Source organism: Stenotrophomonas sp. 85239_Sma (assembly GCF_056481725.1).
Window position 1 is genome coordinate 4,336,211 of record NZ_CM151163.1, and the last position, 18,174, is coordinate 4,354,384.

The following is an 18,174-nucleotide window of genomic DNA, read 5'->3' on the forward strand; positions in this document are numbered from 1 at the left end:
CTTGCGTCGCTGCCAGAAAACCCCTGTTGTTTGCGCAAGGCAGGTTTGTAGGCGGGTTTTGGGGGTCAGAGCCCTTTGCTGCGCAAAGGGATCTGACCCCGATCATGGGATGGCTGCGGGGTCGGATCCCTTTGCGCAGCAAAGGGCTCTGACCCCGCCACTCCTTGCCTCAGAACGCCATCGAGGTACTGAACATCAGCTGCCGGGGCGCGCTGCGCTGCAGGGTCTGGTAATCCCCCGAGAACGACGAGCCGGCGATGGTGGCGGTGCCGATGTTGTGGCGGTTGAACAGGTTGCTCACGTCCAGCCGCAGCTCCAGGCCGGGCACGGCGCTGTCCGCACCGAAGCGGTAGGCGGCATAGGTGTTGACCTGCCAGAAGGTCGGCACGCGGATGTCGTTCTCGTAGGTGAACGGCTGGCGCAGGTAGGAGGTGCTGGTGGCACCGAAGCGCCAGTCACCGAAGTGCGCGGAAAGATCACTCACCAGCGAGATCTGCGGGTAGCCCGGCTGGGCGTTGCCCTTGATCGGGTACACCGTGTCGCCCACCACGAAATCACTGTCGTAGTACGAACGGGCCACGGCCACGCCCTGGTAGAACTGCAGGTGGTCGGTCAGGTCGGCGGTGATGCCGAGGTCGGCGCCGATCACGTGCATCTTCGGCATCAGCCGCACGGTGTTGATCTGCGCGAACTGGGTGCCGATGGCGGCCGACAGCAGGCGGTTGCGGATGTCGTTGTAGAACACGTCACCGGTGATCGTCAGCCGGTCGAAGCGATGCGATGCGCCCACGGTCAGGTTCCAGTTCTTCTCCGGGCGCAGCGTGCCGGCCACGCGGTCGAACTCTTCCTGGTCGGTGATGGTCCACGCCGAGGCGGTGTAGCCGATGTTGCCGCGCTGGGCGACGCGGTAGCCGTTCATGGTGTTGGCCAGGTCGATGAAGGCATCGGTGGATTCGGTCGGGCTCCAGAACAGCGAGACGTGCGGCAGGAAGTTGCTCTTCGCGCGCAGCGTGCCGTTCACCGGCCGGTCCTTGGCATCACCCAGGCCTCCACCGTTGGTGCGGAAATCCACGGCCTTGAAGCCGACACCCAGCTTCAGCGTGTCGTTCAGCTCGATGTCGTCCTGCAGGTAGAACTGGCGCGAGCGGGTCACCCAGCTCGATGCGTTGTCGGTCTTGAACGCGGGGCCATACACATCGAACGGACCGGTGGCCTTCAGTGGCGGGCCCTCGCCCAGCAGCGGCTGCTGGTACCACTCGGTCTTGGCCGCGGCCTTGCTCTTCTCCTGCCAGAAGCCGGCGGTGAAGGTGTGCGCGCCGGCCTCGAACTGAAGGTTGACCATGCCGCCCAGGCGATTCACACGCGGCGTCTGCACCTGTTCGGAGAACGGTGCGCCGTTGGGCGACGGCACGGTCGGGTCGGTCAGCGTGGCCTGGGTGTGGCTGTTGGCGTTGTACAGCTGCACGTTGCCGCTCAGCGCCGGGTTGATCTGGAAGCGATGGTTGATCGAGGACACGCGGTCGCGGGTGATCTGGCCGGTGTCGTACGGGATCAGTTCGGACAGCTCACCGCAGGTGTAGGCGCCGCAGGACTTGTCCGCGTTCTCCGGCGAGGCCACGTACCAGGCCCACGCATAGTCCGGATAGAAGATGTCGGCCTTCCAGCCCAGCTTGCGGATCATGTCGAAGGAGATGTTGTTGTAGCCCCAGACCTTTGCCTTGCTGTCGGACAGGAACACGGTGAAGTCGCCCCAGGCAACGTCCTGCTGCAGCTTCAGGTCGCCGCGCAGGAAGTTCTGGGTGCCCTCGCCCTGGTACTTGTCGGCGGACACGCGCTGCAGGTCGACCAGCACCTTCGGGCCATGCTCACCGAGCTGGCCGCTCTGCCCGGATACGGTGGTGACCAACGTGCTGTTGCTGCCTACGCCCTGCTTCACGCGCAGGCTGGGGGTGTCCTGCAGCTCGCGCAGGCGGTATTCCAGGCTGCCGCCGTTGACGCTGCTGGAGAATACGCTGACCGGTGCGCCGCCGGGGCTGACCGTGATCGCGCCGATGCCATCGGGCACGCCCACGTTCACCACGCTGGTGCCGGTGAGCGAGAGGAAGCCGTTGTCATTCAGTGGCACGCCCTCGAAGGTGATGCCCATTTCATTCATGCGGAAGCCGCGCACGAACAGGCTGGTGGCGGAGATATCCAGGCCCAGCCCGTCGGTAGCGGTGTAGCTGGCGCCCGGCACCTGCTTGAGCATGGCCAGGCCATTGTTGCCGGTGACCATCGCGTCGAGGTCCTCGGCCTTGATGATGTAGCGGTTGGGGCCGACCACCTGGGTCGGTGCCACGGCCGCACCGCGCGGTGTGGCGATGACCTGCAAGGCGTTGAGCGTGGTGGGCGTGTCGAGCGCGGCGTCGTGCGTGTCTGCGGCGTACGCAGGTGCGGTGATGGCCGTGATGATGGCCAGGGCGAGGCGCGTCGTGGGTGGGGTGTTCATGGCAGTAAATCCAGGTGCAGGGAGAGCGCGGCGCAGGCGCACGCCCAGCGCGTCGCAGCACCGGTGTCGGCGCCCTGGCTGGCGATGCGATTGCGTTGGGGGAGTGACGGCGCGGTGCGCGCCGGTCAGCAGACGAAGGCGATCATCTGCCGGGATTCGGTGGGGTGATTTCGACGTGCGAAATTCTTGCATCGCACTGCCGCATCCGCCATTGCGCCGTGGTACAGCGCCGATGGCGATGGGGATGGGTGGGCTATACGTGGGTATAGGCCTTGGTCGGCGCTTGCCGCTTGCGTGTGCCAACCAGGGTTGGCACCTACCAGGGCATAGGGACGCGCGGTTACTGCAGGACGAAACGCTCGATCGCGCGCGCCACGCCGTCATCGGCATTGCTGGTGGTCTCGAACCGCGCCACCGCCTTCACCGCGTCGATGGCATTGCCCATCGCCACGCTGGTACCGGCGTATTGCAGCATGGTCAGGTCGTTTTCCTGGTCGCCGATGGCCATCACGTTGGCGCGGTCGATGCCCAGGTGTTCGGCCAGCTTCTGCAGGCTCGGCCCCTTGCCGGCGCGGTGGTCGAACACTTCCAGGAAGAACGGCGCGCTCTTCAGTACCGCGAAGCGCTCGGTCAGCTCGCTGGGCAGGCGCGCGATGGCGGCATCCAGCACGTCGGGCGCGTCGATCATCATCAGCTTGATGAAGGACATGGACGGGTCCATGTCGGCCACGCGGCGGTACGACAGCGGCATCCGCGAGAGATGCGAGTCGGCCACGGTGTAGTAGCTGATGTCCTGGTTGGGCGTATACATGCGCTGGCTGTCCAGTGCCTGGAAGTGCACGCCCAGGTCGCGGGCCACCTGCTCGCAGAACAGGAAGTCGTCGAAGCTGAGCGGATACTCGACCACGGTTTCGCGCGTGCCGATGCGCTGCACCAGGCCGCCATTGCAGGCGATGCAGTAATCATCGTCGCCGGTGATGCCCAGCTCGTGCAGGAACGGCGCCAGGCCGGGAACCGGGCGGCCACTGGTCAGCACGATGTGCACGCCCAGCGCGCGCGCCTGCGCGATGGCCCGCTTGGCCCGGGCGGTAAGCGTGTGGGTGGGGTCCAGCAGGGTGCCATCCATGTCGATGGCGACCAGTTCGATGGTCGATTGCCTGCGGCCCATGTCCATTGCGTTCAACTCGTGCGGGGCACGCCAGTTTAACCCCTCATGCCCGGTTCACCTCTTTGCCTACGTTGGCCGGGATACTGCGGGGGCCTGTGCGTCCCCCACCGCAGGACGGCCCATTGACCGCCCTTCCCTGGAGAACCTTGCGACGCATGACCTACCGTGCCCCCGAAACCAATGACAGCGCGCCCCTGGCCCAGCAGATCGAGCAGATGATCGACGAGCTGCCCGGCGACCAGGTGAGCGTCGGCACCCTGCTCAGCGCGCTGGGCGATGAAGGCCTGCTGCTGATCGTGATCCTGCTCTCGGCCATCTTCATCATCCCGGTGTCGATTCCCGGGTTGAGTACGGTGTTTGGCGCCTCGATCCTGCTGATCGGCCTGAGCCGGGTGCGCAACCGACCGCTGTGGGTGCCGCAGAAGCTGGCGCGCCGCGAGATCGCCACCGACAAGCTGAAGGCCAATCTGGGCCGTGCGCTGAAATGGGTACACCGCATGGAGCGGCTGTCGCGGCCGATGCGGCTGGCAGTGATGGTGCGCTCGAAGAAGATGATGCGCTTGAACAACCTGATGCTGGTGTTCGCGACCCTGCTGCTGATGGCGCCGGCCGGGCCGATTCCCTTCAGCAATACCTTGCCGGCGCTTGCGCTGATGTCGTTTGCGATTGGCTTCATCCAGCGCGATGGCGCGGCGGTGGCGGCCGGTTACGGTTTCGTGGTGGCGTCGGTGGTGTACTTCGGCGTGCTGCTGGGTGGCGTGGGGTTCGCTGCCGAGTCCGTGTTCAGCGGGCTGCGCGTGGCGCCGTCGGAAGTGTAGAGCCGAGCATGGGCTCGGCTCTACAAACGCCAGATCCAACGCAGTCGAGCGTGGCTCGACGCTACACAGCTATTTCGCAGACACCCGCCACACCACGTCGCCCACGTCGTCGGCCACCAGCAGCGCGCCCTCGGCGTCCATGGCCATGCCCACCGGTGCGCCCATCAGGGTCTTCTCGTCCTTTGACGCGAAACCACTGACCACCGTCTGCGGCCGCCCGGTCGGCTTGCCGTCCTTGAAAGGCACGTAGACCACTTCGTAGCCGCTCAACGGCGAGCGGTCCCAGCTGCCGTGTTCGCCGATGAAGGCGCCGCCGTGGTACTGCGCCGGCAGTGCCTGCCCGGTGTAGAACAGCAGGCCCAGCGGTGCCACGTGCGAGCCGATGGCATAGTCCGGCACGATCGCCTTGGCTACCAGGTCCGGCCGCTGCGGCTGCACGCGCTCGTCCACGTGCTGGCCGTAGTAGCTGTAAGGCCAACCGTAGAAACCATCCTCCTTCACCGAGGTGAGGTAGTCCGGCACCAGGTCGGCACCGATCTCGTCGCGTTCGTTCGCGACCGCCCACAGCTGGCCGGTGCTCGGCTCCCAATCCAGCCCGGTCGGATTGCGGATGCCCGAGGCGTAGATGCGGCTACCACGGGTGGCCACGTCCACTTCCAGCACCACCGCGCGGCGGTATTCGACGGCCAGGCCGTTCTCGGTGATGTTGCTGTTGGAGCCCACGCCCACGTACAGCTTGCGGCCATCGCGGCTGGCCAGCAGTTCCTTGGTCCAGTGGTGGTTGATGGTGCTGGGCAGGTCGGTGAACTCGCGGCCCTTGTCGGACATGCGGGTTTCGCCGGGCACGTAGTGGTACTGCATGATGTTGCCGGTGTTGGCCACGTACAGCGTGTCGCCGATCAGCTGGATGCCGAACGGCGAATGCAGGCCCTCGATGTACACGTGCTGGGTCCACGTGGAAGTGCCAGGCGCACGGCGCAGCAGGGTGACCCGGTTGCCGCCCTTGCCGGCCTTGCCCGAGCGCGCCTTCACCTTGCCGGCGATCCACTGCTTGGGCGTGGTGACCGGTTCTTCCCCGGGGCCGTTGCCTTCCACCACCAGCACATCGCCATTGGGCAGGGTGAGCAGGCGGCGCGGATGCTGCAGGTTGGCCGCGATGCGTTCGATCTTCAGGCCCTCGGCCACCGTGGGTGACTGCCCCTCGGCCCAACCGACGCCCTTGGGCACCTGCATCGGCGGCATCAGGAAGTTGGCCGGCTTGGGCAGCGGCGGCTGCGGGCCCGACTGGTCGGCCGGATGGTATTCGGCCTTGCCGGCACAGGCCGACAGCATCACGGCCAGCGCCAGGGCGCCCACGATGGGCAGGATGTGCTTAGCCATGACGACCTCCCTGCAGCACCGGCGCCTGCAGTGACAACAGGATCAGGCCCAGGGCGATCAGGGCCACGGTCAGCGCCGACAGGATCGTGCCCGGCACCGCGACGGCATAGGCATCGCGGCTGTGTACGAAGGCGTTCCAGATGGCCAGCACCACCGCCACCAGGTTGAGGAAGAAGTCGATGCGGTCGATGCGGGTAGCGGTGCCGTTGCGGCGCCAGACCGCGAACAGGTTGATCAGGCGCGGAATGATGGCGATCAGCAGGCCGAAGGTGATCAGCCAGGCGGCGGCCTTGCCCCACATCACCTCGGCGCTGTTGAGATAGATCGCGTCGAAGATCAGCGCGCCGACGAAGAAGCCGAAGGGTATCGGATTCAACAGGCTGAACAGCGTGGTGCCGAGGCCGCGATGGGCCTGGGCGAGCGGATTGACCATCATCGTGCTCCGTGCGGAAGGGTGCACGGTCTGTAGTAGCACAGCGCGATGTGAGGACGCGCGATGACGCCGGGATGGGTTGCCGCTCCCGCCGAACGGGCACCGCGCTACGCGGATTCGTCCTCGCGCACCTCATGGAAGGGCAGCATCGTTTCGAATCCGAATTCGTGTTCCATGCTGGTGCGGACCAGGCCGCCGATGGCGTAGCGACTGGTGTTGGCATGCACGTCGATGCCACCGGGCCGCCACTCGGTTCGCAGATGCAGCGTCTCTGCGCGTCGCATGACGATCCGCTCCTCCTGCAGCAGCGCGCGACGGTGCTTCTTCATCAACAGGCGCAGCGGTTTCACCGTGGTGATGCCGAATGCTGCCAGCTCGGGCAGTAACTCGGCGATATCGGCATCGTCGCCATAGTCGTGGTTGCGCGTATGCACGGCCAGCACCACCTTGCGGATGGCGGCGACCGAGAGCGGGGTCTGGTCTGCGCGCGCACGACCGCGCTGGCGTTCGTTCTTCATGTGCGTGGTCATCTGCAAGTAGTTCTCCCTGTTTCCCACGACTCAACTTCAACCGCGCGAAGATGGCGTGAAGGTGCTTGTGTGCACTGTCATAACCAGACGTACTAAGTGTTTGTGACGCAATTGGCACATCTGCATATTGGGTGTGTGAAGAGGTAGGGGGTTCTTCGTTGTGTCGCGTTTGGCTCGTTGCGATGGGGCAGTCCCGCCCCGCCGTCCTGCCATGCCGATTCACAACAGAAGGATTCGTGTATGAAGCGACACACGCAACGCTCCGCGCCACCGCGCTCCGCGCGCCTGGCCCTTGCCACTGCCCTGGTGCTGGGCAGCCTGGCCGCCACCGCCCAGGCCCAACAGGCCGATCCACTGGCGGGCATCCAGTGGCACCTGCTCAACACCGGGCAGACGGTCCCGGCCGACACGCTGCCGGTGGCCGGCAACGATCTGAACGTGGATGGCCTGTTCCGCAATGGCATCCGCGGCCAGGGCGTCACCATCGCCATCGTCGATGATGGCCTGCAGATCGCGCATCCGGACCTGGCGGCCAACGTGGCGGCGGTGGCCGGCAAGAACTTCGCCAACGGTTCGAACAACCCCACCCCGACCAACCCGGATGTCGACAACCACGGCACCATGGTCGGTGGCATCGCCGGCGCGGTAGGTGCCAACAACCTGGGCGTGCGCGGCGTGGCGCCGGCGGCGACCCTGAAGGGCTTCAACCCGATTTCGCGCTCAGCGCTGGGCAACCAGCAGAGCAACATCGAGTACGCCTGGTGGGACGGCGCAGAATCGGCCGACGTGGAGGTGTTCAACAACAGCTGGGGCGCCGGCCCGGGCAATCCCAACCTGCCGCTGGCGTACAGCGAGAACACGATTCGTTCGTACGAGCAGGCGCTGTCGGGCACGCGCGGTGGCCGCGGCGGCATCTACGTGAAGTCGGCCGGCAACAACTTCAACAATGCTTCGATCAGCCAGACCCAGGATGTCTGCACCACGGACACCAAGAACCGCAACACCGGCTGCGTGCCGGCCGGCCGCGATCCGCGCAACAACCTGTTCAACGTGATCACCGTAGGCGCGGTGCGCGCCGATGGCGTGCGCTCGTCGTACTCCTCCACCGGCTCGGCCCTGTGGGTGTCGGCCTTTGGCGGCGAGTACGGCCTGCAGGCGCAGTACGCCCCCGGCCTGGTGGCACGCGCGTACGACCCGGCCATCGTCACCACCGACGTGACCGGGTGCGCGCAGGGCAGCAACAAGAACACCAATCGCCAGAACACCCTGGACAGCAACCTGTCGGCCATCGACAGCACCTGCAACTACACCGCCAAGATGAACGGCACCTCGGCGTCGGCGCCGATGGTCTCGGGCGTGGCGGCACTGGTGCTGGAAGCCAACCCGAACCTGTCCTATCGCGATGTGAAGTACATCCTGGCCACCACCGCCACCCGCAACCACCCGAACCAGCCGGCGGTGACGCTGGCCGATGGGCGCACGCTGGTTCCGGGCTGGACGGTGAATGCAGCCAACCGTGCCTACAGCAACTGGTACGGCTTCGGTGTGGTCAACGCTGCGCGTGCAGTGCAGGTCGCCGAGAACTTCCAGTCGCTGGGACCACTGGTCGACAGCGGCTGGCGCAACACGACGCGTACCGTGGCCATCGGCAACACCTCGGCTGCCGCCGCACGCCTGACCTTCCAGTTGGCCAACGGCGCGCGCAACATTGAAAGCGTGCAGCTGGGCTTCCGGGTCAACCACCGCAACACGCGCCAGCTGCAGTTCGTGCTGGTGTCGCCCAGCGGCACCCGCAGCGTGGTGCAACCGGCGTTCACCGCGATCGGTTCGGGCACGGGGGGCGCGCAGAGCAACTTCACCAGTTGGGACCTGCTGTCCAGCAATGCCTTCCTGGATGAGAATGCCAGCGGCACCTGGACGCTGGAAGTCACCGACATGGGGCAGGCCGCGACCGCTGCATCGCGCGGCAACCTCGAATTCTTCAAGATCCGCGTTCTGGGGCACTGATGATGAAGACGACCATTCTGTTGAGCACGCTCGCCTTCGCGGCGATGACCTCCGCTGCCTGGGCACAGAGCTCGGGGCAGACTCCTCCGGCCAGGACCCTGTCGACCGTGGATGCGCAGGAACTGAAGGCGTCCGCTACCGGCCGCTCGTTCGATGTGGGCGGCACGCGCTTCCAGCTGTCTCCCTCGACCACCGTGAAGCAGGCCAGCGGCGGCCAGTTCACGATCACCCCGCAGGCGGCGGCGACCACCAGCTCGCGTACCAAGCGTTCGCTGGATAGTGCAGCGGCCGCGCCTGCTGATGCAGGTGCCGGCAAGTTCGCGGCGGCGGTCTCCCGTGACGGAGCGCCGGTGGTGGCGACATCGCGGGTCAAGGTGTTCTTCACCGATGCAGCATCGGCCCAGCGCGCGGCAACCGCCACCGGAGGCACCGTTGTGAAGGTGTCGAAGGCTTCGGGCCAGGCCATCGTGGAGTACCCGTCGGTGAACGCGGCGCTGGATGCGACCACCAAGCTGCTGTCCACCGCCGGTATCCGCGCCACCGAGCCGGACGTGGTGCAGTGGGAAGAGACCAAGTAAGGCGTTGAGTGGTGCCCCTGGCCGGTTGGCTCTCCTGGCCGGCCGGGGGATTGATGTGTGGGGGTGTGCCGACCAACGGTCGGCACCCACCGGATTCACTAATCGTGTGCCGACCAAGGTCGACACCCACCGCGGTAGAGGTGGTGTCAGCGGGCGGCGAGTGTGTCGCTGTGCGCGAGGTGGCAGCTGGCCAGTGCGTCGTTGCCGGCGGCCGGGTGGTCGGGCTCGAGCAGCAGGCGCTGCACGTCGGAGAACAGCTTTTCCACCGGCATGCCGTACGGCGCGAACAGGCGCAGGCGGCCCTGGCGGTCGAACACGTAGCCACCGGCGATGTGGCTCATGGTGTAGGTATCCGGTACCGGGCCGGGCTCCTTCTCGTAGAACGCCTTGAAGTCGCTGGCCATCGCTGCCAGCTGCGCTTCGTTGCCGACCAGCGCGATCGCCTTGGGGTCGAACGCTTCCACGTAGGTTCGCGCCACCTCCGGCGTGTCGCGGGCCGGGTCGACGCTGACGAACACCACCTGCAGCTGATCGGCATCCTTGCCCATCAGGTGCTTCACCTGGCTCAGCTCGACCATGGTGGTCGGGCACACGTCCGGGCAGCGGGTGAAGCCGAAGAACAGATAGGTCACCTGCCCCTGCAGGTCCTTCGGGCCGCGCACGGTGCCGTGGCTGTCGAGCATCGACCACTGCTGGCCGAGCTCCTCGCAGGCGATGTCCTTCGCGTAGAAGTCCATGCGCGACTGCGCACTGCAGCCGGCCAGCAGGCCGAGCAGCAGGCCTGCGGCCAGGCGCAGGCCACGATGGGGGAACGCAATGCCTTTCACGGTTGGCAGGCTCAGTTAATCATCATGTGGTAGTGCATGCTCCAGATGATCCAGACCGACAGTGCGACGACGATGAACAGGATCACCAGGGTGAACACGAAGCTGGCCAGGTTCCAGCCACCCTCGGACTTGCGGTCCATGTGCAGGAAATAGACCAGCTGCACCAGGATCTGCGCCACCGCGAAACCGACCAGCAGGAACAGCGTGAGCGGCCGCGACAGCACCGGATTCATCACCAGCGCGAACGGCACCACGGTCAGCAGCGCGCACAGCACGAAGCCGATCAGGTAGGACTTGGTGGAGCCGTGCGCATTGCCGGCGCGCGAGGTTTCGACGTGGGCCATGTCAGAAGGCTCCGATCAGGTAGACGAAGGTGAAGACGCAGATCCACACCAGGTCCAGGAAGTGCCAGAACAGGCTCAGGCACGACACGCGGGTGATGTTGGTCGGGGTCAGGCCGCGACGGTAGACCTGGTGCATGACCACGGCCATCCAGATCAGGCCGCTGGCCACGTGCAGGCCGTGGGTGGCGACCAGCGCGAAGAACGCCGACAGGTAGGCACTGGTGCTCGGGCCGGCGCCTTCGTGGATCAGGTGCGAGAACTCGTAGATCTCCATGCCAATGAACGAGGCACCGAGCACGAAGGTCACGCCCAGCCAGCGCAGCACCGAGGAGGCATCGTGACGATGCATCGCCAGCACGGCCTGGCCGTAGGTGATGCTGGAGACCAGCAGCAGGAAGGTCTCGGCCATCACGAACGGCAGCGAGAACAGCTCCTTGCCGGTGGGGCCGCCAGCGTAGGCGGTGCTGAGCACCGCGTACGAGGCGAACAGCGAACCGAACAGCACCAGGTCGGACATGAGGTAGACCCACATGCCGAACACCTTCATGCCGCCCTGCTCGTGGCCATGGTCGTGTTCGTGGTGGTCCTCGTGCGCCTGCGTGTCGCTGGCCAGCTCCGGGCGGGTCAACAGGTTCATGCGCGTACCTCCTTCAGCTTGGCCAGGTTGGCCGCTTCGGTGCGCGCCACCTCTTCGGAACTGACGTAGTAGTCCACGTCCTCGTCGTAGGACCGCACGATCAGGGTGACGATCATCGCGATGAAGCTGGCCGCGGCCATCCACCAGATGTGCCAGACCAGGGCGAAGCACAGCACCAGGATCCAGATGTTGAGGATCAGCGGCACGCCGGTGTTCTTCGGCATGTGGATCGGTGCGTACTTCTTCGGCGGCGGCGGCAGGCCGCGCTTCTTCGCTTCGTGGAAGGCATCCAGCTCATCGGCCTTGGGCACTACGGCGAAGTTGTAGAACGGTGGCGGCGACGGCGTGGCCCATTCCAGCGTGCGTGCGTTCCACGGGTCGCCGGTCAGGTCCAGGTTGCGCTTGCGGTCACGCACGCTCACGTAGATCTGCACCAGCATCAGGATGATGCCCGCGAACACGAACAGTGCACCGATGAAGGCGGCGATCAGGTACGGCGTCCACGCCGGGTTGTCGTACTGGTTCATGCGGCGGGTCATGCCCATGAAGCCGAGCATGTACAGCGGCATGAAGGCCAGGTAGAAGCCGATCACCCAGCAGGCGAACGACCACTTGCCCAGGCGCTCGTTGAGGGTGAAGCCGAACACCTTCGGGAACCAGTAGGCGAAGCCGGCCAGGTAGCCGAACAGCGCGCCGCCAATGATGGTGTTGTGGAAGTGGGCGACCAGGAACAGGCTGTTGTGCAGCAGGAAGTCCGCGCCCGGGATGGCCAGCAGCACGCCGGTCATGCCACCGATGGTGAAGGTGACCAGGAAGGCGATGGTCCACAGCATCGGCACGCTGAACTCGACGCGGCCACCGTACATGGTGAACAGCCAGGTGAAGATCTTCACGCCGGTGGGAATGGCGATGATCATCGTCATGATGCCGAAGAAGGCATTGACGCTGGCACCGGAGCCCATGGTGAAGAAGTGGTGCAGCCAGACGATGAACGACAGGATGCCGATCGCCAGCGTGGCGCCCACCATCGACTTGTAGCCGAACAGCTTCTTGCGCGCGAACGTGGCAGTCACTTCAGAGAAGATGCCGAATGCCGGCAGCACCAGGATGTACACCTCCGGGTGTCCCCAGGCCCACACCAGGTTCACGTACATCATCGGGTTGCCACCCAACGTGTTGGTGTAGAAGTTGAAGTCCAGGTAGCGGTCCAGGGTGAGCGCACCCAGCGCCACGGTCAGGATCGGGAAGGCGGCGATGATGATCACGCTGGTGACCAGCACGGTCCAGGTGAACACCGGCATCTTCATCAGGGTCATGCCCGGCGCACGCATGCGCAGGATGGTGATGAACAGGTTGACGCCGGTCAGCAATGTGCCGATGCCCGAAGCCTGCAACGCCCAGATGTAGTAATCGACACCGACCCCGGGACTGAACTCGATGCCCGACAGCGGCGGATAGGCCACCCAGCCGGTCATGGCGAATTCGCCAACACCGAGCGAGATCATCATCAGCGCAGCGCCGACCACGAAGATCCAGAAGCTGAAGGCGTTGAGGAACGGGAACGCCATGTCGCGCGCACCGATCTGCAGCGGCACGATGATGTTCATCAGGCCGACCACGAACGGGGTGGCCACGAAGAAGATCATGATCACGCCGTGCGCGGTGAAGATCTGGTCGTAGTGCTCCGGCGGCAGGAAGCCGTCACTGCCCGGCCCGGCCGCCGCCAGCTGAGCGCGCATCATCAGCGCATCGGCAAAGCCACGCACCAGCATGACCAGCGCCACCACCACGTACATGATGCCGATCTTCTTGTGGTCCACGGTGGTGAACCAGTCACGCCACAGCGGGCCCCACAGCTTGAAGTACGTCACCGCGCCGAGCAGCGCGAGGCCCCCCAGCACCATGGCCGCCAGTGTGACCACGACGATCGGCTCGTGCAGTGGCACGGCCTCCCACGTCAATTTACCCAACATGTTCGTTACTCCTGGGAAACCTGGGCACCACCGGCAGCACCCGCCGGGGTAGCAGCAGCGGTGTTCTCACCGACGCCGATGAACTGGTCGATGACCTTCTTGAACAGCAGCGGTTCGACGCTGGAGAAGTGCTGCACCGGTGCGTTCTTCGACGGTGCGGCCAGCGCCTTGAACTGGTTGAAATCCAGCGCCTGCGGCGCGCTGCGCACCTCGGCCACCCAGCGCTCGAACTCCTCGTTGCTGCTGGCGGTGGCGATGAACTTCATGTTCGAGAAGCCATGCCCGCTGTAGTTGCCGGACATGCCGCGGAACTGGCCGGGTTCGTTGGCGATCAGGTGCAGCTGCGTGCGCATGCCGGCCATCGCGTAGATCTGCCCGCCCAGCTGCGGGATGAAGAAGGTATTCATCGTCGAGTTGGAGGTGATGTTGAACGCCAGCGGGCGGTTGGCCGGGAAGTTGAGCTGGTTGACCGTGGCGATGCCCAGGTCCGGGTACACGAACACCCACTTCCAATCGGTGGCGATCACGTCCACGTGCAGCGGCTCACCGGCCACGTCCAGCGGCTTGTACGGGTCCAGCTCGTGGGTCGACTTCCACACGATCACCGCCAGGCCGGCAATGATCAGCAGCGGCACGCCCCAGACCACGATCTCCACCTTGGTGGAGTGCGACCAGTCCGGCATGTATTTCGCTTTGGTGTTGCCGGCGCGGAAGCGCCAGGCAAATACGAAGGTCAGCACGATGGCCGGTATCACCACGATCAGCATCAGGCCGATGCAGATCAGGATCAGGTCGCGCTGGGCGAGCCCGACCATGCCCTTCGAATCCAGCAGCACCCAGTCACAGCCTGACAGGCCGACGCAGGCCAGGGCGACCAGCGCCAGGCGGATGCGGTTCCAGCAGATATTCATTGGAGGTCAACCCTGTTGAAGAAGCGCGCTTGACCGGCTCGCCTGCGCGCAGCGCCCGGGCGTGGAGCGGCTACACTGTGGGTACGAGGCCGCCTACAAGAAGGCGAACCACTCCAATCAAGCCCATACAAGATACATCATTGTATGGACTTGTGCATCTGCACGTATGGAAAAAACTGACCGATGACGCCACCTGCCGCCGGCCGCCGCCTGAAACACCCCAATCGCACTTGGGTTCGCCCCTTCCGCGAGGGCGCCGGCCCGCTGTACCTGCAGATTGCCCAGCAGGTGCGCGATGCGGTGGATGACGGCGTGCTGCGCCCGGGTGACCGCCTGCCGCCGCAGCGCGACCTGGCCCAGCAGGTGGGCGTGGACCTGACCACGGTCACCCGTGCCTTCGCCGAGCTGCGCCAGGCCGGCCTGCTGGATGCGCACGGCGCTGGCGGTACCTTCATCGCGCTGTCGGCTGGCAACCGCAGCACCTCGGTCGACCTGAGCATGAACATCCCGCCGCTGCTGGGCAGCGCGCCGTTCGCACAGGGCATGGAGGCCGGCTTCCAGCACGTGGGCCAGCAGCTGGGCCAAGGCGAACTGATGAGCTACCACGTCGGCGCCGGCACCCGCGAGGACCGCGCCGCCGCCGTGCAGTGGCTGGCGCCGATGCTGGGCACGGTGGGTGCCGACCAGGTGGTGATCTGCCCCGGCGCGCAGACCGCGCTGTGCGCGCTGATCCTGGCCCGCACCCAGCCGGGTGAGCTGATCGCTGCAGAGCAGCTGACCTACCCGGGCCTGCTGGCCGCCGCGCGCGTGCTGCAGCGGGGCGTGGCGCCGGTGGCAATGGACGCCGAAGGCATGCTGCCCGACGCGCTGGAGGAGGCCTGCCAGCTGCGTCGCCCACGCCTGCTGTACCTGGTGCCGACCATCCAGAATCCGACCACGGCGACGATGTCGGCGCAGCGCCGGCAGGCCCTGCTGGCGGTGGCGAAGCGCCACGATCTGACCGTGATCGAAGACGATCCTTACTGGTTGCTGGCCGGAGACGCCGCGCCGCCGCTGGCCGCACATCGAGATGCGGGCTGTCCGGTCTATTACATCTCCACCCTGTCCAAGTGCCTGGCCCCGGGCCTGCGCACCGCCTACCTGGTGGTGCCGGCCGGCGAGCCGATGGAACCGGTGCTGGACGCCCTGCGCGCGATCGCGCTGATGCCGACCCAGTCGATGGTGGCGGTGGCTTCGCAGTGGATCCGCAGCGGCCAGGCCCAGGACATGGTGCAGCGCTTCCAGCAGGAGCTGCGCGAGCGCCAGGCCATTGCCGCGCAGTACCTGCCGTCCCGCGCGCGGGCGCACCCGGCCGGCCTGCACGTGTGGCTGCCGCTGCCGCCGCGGCTGGACCAGTACCGGCTGATCCAGGCCGCCCAGGAGCAGGGGCTGGGCATCGCCAGCTCGGATGCCTTCAGTGTGGAAGAGCCGCCGCCGGGCAACGCGATCCGCTTGTCGCTGGGCGGCGCGGTCGACCAAGGCGCACTGGCCGGGGCGCTGGCCAAACTGAACGAGATCCTGTCCGAGGCCCCCGAGGCCCGGCACAGCGCCATCGTCTGAACGCCGTGCATGGCGCGATATCCATACAAGATGATATTTTGTATGCAATGTATGGATGAAGGGACGTGCCTCGATGCGGGCCGAGAAACTGAAGCTCCACCTGGTGATGGCCGGGTGTGGCGGCTTTGTCGTGTTGATGCTGGCCGCCCTGGCCTGGGTCTGCCTGCAGCCGCAGACCGTGGATGTGCAGGCCGCCGAACGCCACGCCATCGAGCAATGCGTGCAGCGCAGCGAGGATCCGTCCCGCAGTGAGATCCAGCGCCGCGCGCAGGCTGATTCCTGCCGCGAGATGCGCAAGCAGTACGTGCACAAGTTCGGCGGGGAAGATTCCTGATGGGCGCAGGTGCGCCGCGTCGCCGCTGGCTGCTGCCGACGATGATCGCCCTCGCCTGCCTGTTCATGGCCGGCGTCGCGGCTGCGCTGTGGCAGTACTTCGGCTACAGCGCGCAATCCACGTTCACCGAACAGGCCATCGTCTTCGATGATTCGCAGCTGCGCCTGCCAGCCGATCTGGCCGGGGATACCGGCCGCATCCGCGTGGTGCATTTCTGGGACCCGGCCTGCGGCGTGTGCAACCGCGAGACCGGTGCGCACCTGAGCTACCTGATCAGCATGTACCGCCGCGCCGGCATCGACTTCTATGCGATCCGCCGCCCGGGCACCCAGGGCGAACTGCCTGAGCCGCTGCGCAACAAGGTGATCAACCTGCCGACCATCGGCGGCATCGAGCACATTCCGGCCAGCCCTGCTGTCGCGATCTGGGATCGCCAGGGCCATCTGGCCTACGCCGGCCCGTACAGCATCGGCATGGTCTGCAACTCGGCCAACAGCTTCGTCGAACCGCTGCTGGACAGACTGGTGCGCGGCGAAACCGTGCGCCCGAAAGGACTGCTTGCCGTGGGCTGCTACTGCCCCTGGCAGGACAAGCGCTGAGGACGCGCAATGACATCACTGACGCTGGCCGGCGCGGCCGCCGCAAACAACAACGGCGGTCACCTGTCCGAACCGACCGATGGTTATGGACAGGCTCCCGCCGTTGGAAGCAACGATACGCCCCGACATGCTCCGTACATGCCGCGACCGGATGTCGCAGCCCGCGAATGGGTGCAGGACGTGCTCGCGCACAACGGGCCGATCTACCTGCGCATCGTCAATTCGCTGGAACGCACGGTGCGCCGCGGTGGTCTTGCGCCGGGCCAGCGCCTGCCCTCGCAGCGCGCGTTGGCGCAGCAGCTCGGCGTCGACCTGACCACGGTGACGCGGGCGTTCGATGAAGCACGCAAGCGCGGCCTGATCGAGGCGCGTGGACCACAGGGCAGTTTCATCGCACCGCCCAAGGCTGGCTTCGACCAGGTGGTGGACCTGAGCATGAACGTGCCGCCGGTGCCCGATGCCGATGCGCTGGCCGAGACCCTGCGCCGCGGTGCCGCCGCCGTGCTTGCACGCAGCAACGCACCTAACCTGATGACCTATCACCTGGGTGGTGGCAACCCCACTGATCGCCATGCAGCAGCGCGCTGGCTGCAGCCGATGCTGGGCACCGTGGATGACAACTGCCTGCTGCTGACCGAAGGCGCGCAGGTGGCGTTGGCCGCCATCCTGGTCAGCCAGGGCCGCGATGGCGACGCAATCCTGTGTGACACGCTGGTCTACCCGGGCCTGCTGCAGGCCGCGAGGGCCATCGGCCGGCGGCTTGTACCGGTGGAAGGCGACGAACACGGCATGTGCCCCGAGGCGCTGGCCCGGCACGCGCGCAACGGCGGCGCGCGGCTGGTCTATCTCAATCCCACCTGCCAGAACCCAACCGCGCTGACCCTGTCGTTGCAGCGGCGCGAAGCGCTGGCATGCGTGCTGAAAAGCGAGGGCCTGCTGGCGATCGAGGATGATCCGTACTGGCACCTTGCCGAAGAGGCGCCGATACCGCTGGCAACGCTGGCACCGCGTCATGTGTTCCATGTGGCGACGTTGTCGAAGGTGATCAGCCCCGGTCTGCGCACCGCCTTCGTGCAATGCCCGAGCGCCGCGCACGCCGAGGCGATGGCATCGGCCCTGCGGGCCACCCGGTTGATGGGGCATCCGCTGGTGTCGGCGCTGGCCAGCCAGCTGCTGCTGGATGGTTCGGCGCAGTCACTGCTGGCCCAGGTGCGTACCGAGGCGCGCGAACGCATGCGCATGGCGCGCTACCTGCTCGCGCCGTCGCTGCTGCAGCGTGCCGGGGGCCTGCATGCCTGGTGCCGGGTGCCGGCGCCGTGGACCGACGCCACGCTGGTGCGTACCGCGCAGCTGCAGGGACTGGCCATCGCACCGTCATCGGCGTTCTGCCCGCCCGGGGTGCTGCAACAGAACGGCGTGCGGCTGTCGCTGGGGCTGGCGGCGGATCGCCGGCAGCTGGAAAGTGCGCTGCGGCGGATTGATCGGTTGTTGTTGTCGGATGCCTTGCCAGCGATCGAGCGCTAGGCGGGGAGCCTCCACGCCATGCGT

17 protein-coding genes are annotated in these 18,174 nt (G+C 66.2%); 7 read left to right on the forward strand and 10 right to left on the reverse strand.

Translation table 11 applies throughout. The annotated features are described in order from the left end of the window. Window positions 1-169: 169 nt before the first annotated feature. Both ACYKG1_RS20170 and yidA read right to left on the reverse strand, forming a co-directional pair. Complete coding sequence (locus ACYKG1_RS20170; protein WP_478471202.1) at window positions 170-2,488, reverse strand: TonB-dependent receptor; 2,319 nt, start codon at window positions 2,486-2,488, stop codon at window positions 170-172. A gap of 340 nt (window positions 2,489-2,828) precedes the next feature. Then, on the reverse strand, window positions 2,829-3,662 hold the full coding sequence (gene yidA / locus ACYKG1_RS20175; protein ID WP_478471203.1) for a sugar-phosphatase: 834 nt from the start codon (window positions 3,660-3,662) through the stop codon (window positions 2,829-2,831). A 149-nt stretch (window positions 3,663-3,811) separates the two neighbouring features. On the opposite strand from yidA, the gene ACYKG1_RS20180 reads away from it, so the two are divergent. Continuing rightward, window positions 3,812-4,474, forward strand: a complete 663-nt coding sequence (locus ACYKG1_RS20180) for an exopolysaccharide biosynthesis protein (RefSeq protein ID WP_478471204.1) — start codon at window positions 3,812-3,814, stop codon at window positions 4,472-4,474. 69 nt (window positions 4,475-4,543) lie between these two features. Here ACYKG1_RS20180 and ACYKG1_RS20185 read toward each other — a convergent pair whose 3' ends face one another. The 3 genes from ACYKG1_RS20185 to ACYKG1_RS20195 all read right to left on the reverse strand — a co-directional run bounded on the left by ACYKG1_RS20185 (window position 4,544) and on the right by ACYKG1_RS20195 (window position 6,805). Continuing rightward, on the reverse strand, window positions 4,544-5,854 hold the full coding sequence (locus ACYKG1_RS20185) for a PQQ-dependent sugar dehydrogenase (RefSeq protein WP_478471205.1): 1,311 nt from the start codon (window positions 5,852-5,854) through the stop codon (window positions 4,544-4,546). Beyond that, complete coding sequence (locus ACYKG1_RS20190; RefSeq protein WP_100475270.1) at window positions 5,847-6,287, reverse strand: DUF2231 domain-containing protein; 441 nt, start codon at window positions 6,285-6,287, stop codon at window positions 5,847-5,849. The genes ACYKG1_RS20185 and ACYKG1_RS20190 overlap by 8 nt, the downstream gene beginning before the upstream one ends. Window positions 6,288-6,394: 107 nt before the next feature. Further along, window positions 6,395-6,805, reverse strand: coding sequence for a hypothetical protein (locus ACYKG1_RS20195; RefSeq protein WP_478471206.1), 411 nt, complete (start codon window positions 6,803-6,805; stop codon window positions 6,395-6,397). Window positions 6,806-7,057: 252 nt separating this feature from the next. Here ACYKG1_RS20195 and ACYKG1_RS20200 point away from each other — a divergent pair, with 252 nt between their 5' ends. Then, on the forward strand, window positions 7,058-8,824 hold the full coding sequence (locus ACYKG1_RS20200; protein ID WP_100474371.1) for a S8 family serine peptidase: 1,767 nt from the start codon (window positions 7,058-7,060) through the stop codon (window positions 8,822-8,824). Beyond that, window positions 8,824-9,402, forward strand: a complete 579-nt coding sequence (locus ACYKG1_RS20205; RefSeq protein WP_315973640.1) for a DNA breaking-rejoining protein — start codon at window positions 8,824-8,826, stop codon at window positions 9,400-9,402. The genes ACYKG1_RS20200 and ACYKG1_RS20205 overlap by 1 nt, the downstream gene beginning before the upstream one ends. Before the next feature lie 146 nt (window positions 9,403-9,548). Here the strand turns inward: ACYKG1_RS20205 and ACYKG1_RS20210 are convergent, their stop codons facing one another. Genes ACYKG1_RS20210 through cyoA form a run of 5 tightly spaced genes read right to left on the reverse strand, consistent with a single transcriptional unit; the run spans window position 9,549 to window position 14,094 of the window. After that, window positions 9,549-10,229, reverse strand: a complete 681-nt coding sequence (locus tag ACYKG1_RS20210; protein ID WP_478471207.1) for an SCO family protein — start codon at window positions 10,227-10,229, stop codon at window positions 9,549-9,551. An 11-nt stretch (window positions 10,230-10,240) separates the two neighbouring features. Next, complete coding sequence (gene cyoD / locus ACYKG1_RS20215) at window positions 10,241-10,573, reverse strand: cytochrome o ubiquinol oxidase subunit IV (protein WP_006399830.1); 333 nt, start codon at window positions 10,571-10,573, stop codon at window positions 10,241-10,243. 1 nt (window position 10,574) lies between these two features. After that, on the reverse strand, window positions 10,575-11,210 hold the full coding sequence (gene cyoC / locus ACYKG1_RS20220; protein ID WP_100474380.1) for a cytochrome o ubiquinol oxidase subunit III: 636 nt from the start codon (window positions 11,208-11,210) through the stop codon (window positions 10,575-10,577). Beyond that, window positions 11,207-13,183 carry a cytochrome o ubiquinol oxidase subunit I gene (cyoB, locus tag ACYKG1_RS20225; RefSeq protein ID WP_006474876.1) on the reverse strand — a complete coding sequence of 659 codons (1,977 nt, stop codon included), beginning with the start codon at window positions 13,181-13,183 and terminating at the stop codon, window positions 11,207-11,209. Before cyoB ends, cyoC begins: the two co-directional genes overlap by 4 nt. Window positions 13,184-13,188: 5 nt before the next feature. Beyond that, a complete protein-coding gene (gene cyoA, locus ACYKG1_RS20230) occupies window positions 13,189-14,094 on the reverse strand; it encodes a ubiquinol oxidase subunit II (protein WP_478471208.1) in 906 nt (301 codons plus the stop codon). Between the two features lie 183 nt (window positions 14,095-14,277). On the opposite strand from cyoA, the gene ACYKG1_RS20235 reads away from it, so the two are divergent. Genes ACYKG1_RS20235 through ACYKG1_RS20250 form a run of 4 tightly spaced genes read left to right on the forward strand, consistent with a single transcriptional unit; the run spans window position 14,278 to window position 18,150 of the window. Further along, window positions 14,278-15,693, forward strand: coding sequence for an aminotransferase-like domain-containing protein (locus ACYKG1_RS20235; protein WP_478471209.1), 1,416 nt, complete (start codon window positions 14,278-14,280; stop codon window positions 15,691-15,693). 55 nt (window positions 15,694-15,748) lie between these two features. Further along, window positions 15,749-16,027 carry a hypothetical protein gene (locus ACYKG1_RS20240; protein WP_478471210.1) on the forward strand — a complete coding sequence of 93 codons (279 nt, stop codon included), beginning with the start codon at window positions 15,749-15,751 and terminating at the stop codon, window positions 16,025-16,027. After that, a complete protein-coding gene (locus ACYKG1_RS20245) occupies window positions 16,027-16,626 on the forward strand; it encodes a DUF6436 domain-containing protein (RefSeq protein ID WP_478471211.1) in 600 nt (199 codons plus the stop codon). Before ACYKG1_RS20240 ends, ACYKG1_RS20245 begins: the two co-directional genes overlap by 1 nt. A 9-nt stretch (window positions 16,627-16,635) precedes the next feature. Beyond that, the gene (locus ACYKG1_RS20250; RefSeq protein ID WP_478471212.1) at window positions 16,636-18,150 is read left to right on the forward strand and encodes an aminotransferase-like domain-containing protein; all 1,515 of its coding nucleotides are present in this window, start codon (window positions 16,636-16,638) and stop codon (window positions 18,148-18,150) included. Window positions 18,151-18,174 lie beyond the last annotated feature (24 nt).

Excerpts from the sequence above, each read along its gene's own strand:
- ACYKG1_RS20170 (WP_478471202.1), bottom strand. The coding sequence starts at position 2,488 with ATGAACACCCCACCCACGACGCGCCTCGCCCTGGCCATCATCACGGCC.
- yidA (WP_478471203.1), bottom strand. The coding sequence starts at position 3,662 with ATGGACATGGGCCGCAGGCAATCGACCATCGAACTGGTCGCCATCGAC.
- ACYKG1_RS20180 (WP_478471204.1), top strand. The coding sequence starts at position 3,812 with ATGACCTACCGTGCCCCCGAAACCAATGACAGCGCGCCCCTGGCCCAG.
- ACYKG1_RS20185 (WP_478471205.1), bottom strand. The coding sequence starts at position 5,854 with ATGGCTAAGCACATCCTGCCCATCGTGGGCGCCCTGGCGCTGGCCGTG.
- ACYKG1_RS20190 (WP_100475270.1), bottom strand. The coding sequence starts at position 6,287 with ATGGTCAATCCGCTCGCCCAGGCCCATCGCGGCCTCGGCACCACGCTG.
- ACYKG1_RS20195 (WP_478471206.1), bottom strand. The coding sequence starts at position 6,805 with ATGAAGAACGAACGCCAGCGCGGTCGTGCGCGCGCAGACCAGACCCCG.
- ACYKG1_RS20200 (WP_100474371.1), top strand. The coding sequence starts at position 7,058 with ATGAAGCGACACACGCAACGCTCCGCGCCACCGCGCTCCGCGCGCCTG.
- ACYKG1_RS20205 (WP_315973640.1), top strand. The coding sequence starts at position 8,824 with ATGATGAAGACGACCATTCTGTTGAGCACGCTCGCCTTCGCGGCGATG.
- cyoD (WP_006399830.1), bottom strand. The coding sequence starts at position 10,573 with ATGGCCCACGTCGAAACCTCGCGCGCCGGCAATGCGCACGGCTCCACC.
- cyoC (WP_100474380.1), bottom strand. The coding sequence starts at position 11,210 with ATGAACCTGTTGACCCGCCCGGAGCTGGCCAGCGACACGCAGGCGCAC.
- cyoB (WP_006474876.1), bottom strand. The coding sequence starts at position 13,183 with ATGTTGGGTAAATTGACGTGGGAGGCCGTGCCACTGCACGAGCCGATC.
- cyoA (WP_478471208.1), bottom strand. The coding sequence starts at position 14,094 with ATGAATATCTGCTGGAACCGCATCCGCCTGGCGCTGGTCGCCCTGGCC.
- ACYKG1_RS20235 (WP_478471209.1), top strand. The coding sequence starts at position 14,278 with ATGACGCCACCTGCCGCCGGCCGCCGCCTGAAACACCCCAATCGCACT.
- ACYKG1_RS20240 (WP_478471210.1), top strand. The coding sequence starts at position 15,749 with ATGAAGGGACGTGCCTCGATGCGGGCCGAGAAACTGAAGCTCCACCTG.
- ACYKG1_RS20245 (WP_478471211.1), top strand. The coding sequence starts at position 16,027 with ATGGGCGCAGGTGCGCCGCGTCGCCGCTGGCTGCTGCCGACGATGATC.
- ACYKG1_RS20250 (WP_478471212.1), top strand. The coding sequence starts at position 16,636 with ATGACATCACTGACGCTGGCCGGCGCGGCCGCCGCAAACAACAACGGC.